Origin of the sequence: Massilia sp. CT11-108, from assembly GCF_047302915.1 — a bacterium.
Lineage (GTDB): Bacteria > Pseudomonadota > Gammaproteobacteria > Burkholderiales > Burkholderiaceae_D > Telluria > Telluria orientalis.
In genome coordinates, this window is sequence record NZ_JBKYMO010000651.1 from 1 (window position 1) to 2,626 (window position 2,626).

Here is a 2,626-nt window from a genome sequence, read left to right on the forward strand (position 1 = left end):
GCCCAGGCTCAGGCCCAGGATGCGCAGGCCCAGGCCGCCGCCGCCCAGCAGCAGGCCGCCCAGCAGGCCGACCGCGCAGCGCGCCTGGAAGCCCTGCTCGTCGAACTGCATGCGCAGAAGACGGAGCGCGGCATGGTCGTCACCATCGGCGACGTCCTGTTCGCCACCGACCGCGCGGAACTGAACGCGAACGGCATGGCAACCGTGAAAAAACTGGCCGAGATCATGACGCAGAACCCCGACCGCACGGTCATGGTCGAAGGATTTACCGACAGCACGGGCACCGCGGCCCACAACAAGGACCTGTCCGAGCGCCGCGCGGCGTCCGTGGCCCAGGCCCTCGTCGGCCTCGGCGTGCCGCGCGAACGCATCGGCATGCGCGGCTATGGCGAGGCATTCCCGGTCGCGTCGAACGACACGGCCGCGAACCGCCAGCTGAACCGCCGCGTGGAAATCGTGCTGTCGAACGCCGGCGCACCCATCCCGCCGCGAGCGGCACAGCGCTGATATTCAAGACCCCACTGAAAGAGGAAGATTCATGGAACAGAACGCATCCAACCTGGCGCACGGCTTCGACATCGCGGAAATCCGCCGCGCGGCCGCGAATCTCGAAGACGGCGCCGTCACCGAGGGCTACGCGGCCGACCGCGAAGCCGTCATCGGCATGCTCAACGCCGCACTGGCGACGGAACTGCTGTGCGTGCTGCGCTACAAGCGCCACTACTACACGGTCAGCGGTCCGAACACGGGCCACATCAAGGCCGAGTTCCTCGAGCATGCGCAGCAGGAGCAGGACCACGCCGACCGCATCGCCGAGCGCATCGTCCAGCTGAACGGTTCGCCGAACTTCAACCCGGCCACGCTGACCCAGCGCAGCCATGCGGAGTACGACGATTCGGAAGACGTGCAAGCCATGATCCGCGCCGACCTGATCGCCGAGCGCGTGGCGATCGAATCCTACCGCCAGATGATCCAGGCCATCGGCGACAAGGATCCGACCACCACGATCATGCTGACCGAGATCCTGGCCACCGAGGAAGAGCACGCCGACGACATGCGTGACCTGCTGGCCTGAACCCTTACCCACCACTACCTACAACAAGGAGTACATCATGTTAGAGTCCATCCGCGCCAATGCCAACGCCTCCCAACTGAACGGCGCAGCGAACAATGCTTCCGGCGACATGAAAGCGCTCGTCAAGGACGCACAGTCGCTGCTGAGCGCCGCCGCTTCCCTCACCGGCAACAAGGCCGATGAACTGCGCGAGCGCGGCATGGAACTGCTCGACCAGGCGCTGGGCAAGGCCGGCAAGTACCAGGATCAAGCCCTCGTCAAGAGCAAGGAACTGGCGCGCGCAACCGATGTCTACGTGAAGGACAACCCATGGCGCACCGTGGCCGTGGCGGCCGGCGTCGGCCTGCTGCTGGGTGTCATTCTGGGCCGCAAATAATTCGGGTCGGGGGCAGCCATGGATAACAATGAAACCGTCGTGCATAGCCCCGGCCTCATGGGTGGGATCACGGGCCTGGCCAAGAACCTGTTCGGGCTCGTGGTGTCGCGCGTGGAACTTGCCGCGCTCGAGCTGTCGGAAGTACGCAATCACGTGATCGAACTCGTGGTCATCTTCGCGATGGCCGCCCTGGCCACGTGGTTCGCGCTGGCCTACGGCACCGCGACGATCGTGGCGCTGGCCTGGGAAGAAATGGGCTGGAAGATCCTGCTCGTCATGTTCGTCGTGTTCGCCGTGATCACCCTGATCCTCGTGATGAAGGGACTCTCGCTGCTCAAGCAGGGCAAGCTGGCGTTCCCCGAGACCATGAAGGAATTGCGCAACGACCGCGACATGCTGTTGTAACCGGAGGAACGAGCTATGGAAAAAACGATCGGCCATCACACGCATGGCTCCCTTGAAGAGCGCAAGCGGGCCCTGTTGCGCGACGGCGAGTTCTACCGCAGCGGCGTCGCCCACGCGCGCGCCCAGATCAAGCACGAGGCGCGCCCCGAAGTCATCTTTCATTCGGTGCTCGACCACGCGACCTGGGTGCTGCGTACCCGCGCCGACGCACTGCTCAAGCCGACCGGCACGAGCATCTCGGTCCTGGCCCCGTATGCGCTGACCGTGCTGGGCTTCATCCGCAAGCGCAATCTCGGCAAGCCGGCACTGGGCGTGGCCGCCGTCCTGGGCGCGCTCGGTTGGTACTTGCAGCGCAAACGCGCGCAGCAAGTGGCATACTAAGGACAACGCGGCGCGATTCGCCACCGGATCGCGCCTTCACGAATATGGTGGGGCTTGAGCGGCGTCGCAATCTTCGATTGGACGCCGTCTTTTTATGGCCCCGCCGCACCCAGCCATGAAAAAAGCCGGCAGAGCCGGCTTCAAGTGTGCACGGGGCGCGCCGCTCAATAGCGATAGGCGCGGCCGTCGACGATGCGCACGCGGTTGCCCACGCGCAGGTCGTACACATTGTCCTGGACGATGGTGCGGTATTCGCCATTGTCTAGACGGATATTGACTGCGTACTGCTGTTGTCCTGCGCCCTCGCGGTTCGCTTCCACACGGTTTCCGATCGCCGCGCCCGCCACGCCGCCGGCGACGGTTGCCGCGGTGCGGCCGCCGCCGCTGCC

General features: G+C 65.3%; 5 protein-coding genes and 1 pseudogene. 5 read left to right on the forward strand and 1 reads right to left on the reverse strand.

Translation table 11 applies throughout. The features are described 5' to 3' along the window. The 5 genes from ACEN88_RS28910 to ACEN88_RS28930 all read left to right on the forward strand — a co-directional run. Positions 1-507: OmpA family protein (locus tag ACEN88_RS28910; RefSeq protein ID WP_413345243.1), on the forward strand; the 507-nt coding region annotated here is incomplete at its 5' end. A gap of 31 nt (positions 508-538) precedes the next feature. Then, complete coding sequence (locus tag ACEN88_RS28915) at positions 539-1,075, forward strand: ferritin-like domain-containing protein (protein WP_413345245.1); 537 nt, start codon at positions 539-541, stop codon at positions 1,073-1,075. Between the two features lie 37 nt (positions 1,076-1,112). Beyond that, positions 1,113-1,451 (forward strand): DUF883 family protein, encoded by a 339-nt coding sequence (locus tag ACEN88_RS28920; RefSeq protein ID WP_413345247.1) that lies wholly within the window; start codon positions 1,113-1,115, stop codon positions 1,449-1,451. A gap of 18 nt (positions 1,452-1,469) precedes the next feature. Further along, positions 1,470-1,856 carry a phage holin family protein gene (locus tag ACEN88_RS28925; protein WP_056127481.1) on the forward strand — a complete coding sequence of 129 codons (387 nt, stop codon included), beginning with the start codon at positions 1,470-1,472 and terminating at the stop codon, positions 1,854-1,856. Between the two features lie 15 nt (positions 1,857-1,871). Beyond that, a complete protein-coding gene (locus tag ACEN88_RS28930; protein WP_413345249.1) occupies positions 1,872-2,237 on the forward strand; it encodes a hypothetical protein in 366 nt (121 codons plus the stop codon). A gap of 164 nt (positions 2,238-2,401) precedes the next feature. On the opposite strand, the pseudogene ACEN88_RS28935 reads toward ACEN88_RS28930, so the two are convergent. Then, positions 2,402-2,626, reverse strand: a pseudogene (locus ACEN88_RS28935) (hypothetical protein); the annotation flags it as partial.

Bases quoted from the DNA above. Each gene is read 5' to 3' on its own strand.
- ACEN88_RS28930 (WP_413345249.1), top strand. From the start codon at position 1,872: ATGGAAAAAACGATCGGCCATCACACGCATGGCTCCCTTGAAGAGCGC.
- ACEN88_RS28915 (WP_413345245.1), top strand. From the start codon at position 539: ATGGAACAGAACGCATCCAACCTGGCGCACGGCTTCGACATCGCGGAA.
- ACEN88_RS28925 (WP_056127481.1), top strand. From the start codon at position 1,470: ATGGATAACAATGAAACCGTCGTGCATAGCCCCGGCCTCATGGGTGGG.
- ACEN88_RS28920 (WP_413345247.1), top strand. From the start codon at position 1,113: ATGTTAGAGTCCATCCGCGCCAATGCCAACGCCTCCCAACTGAACGGC.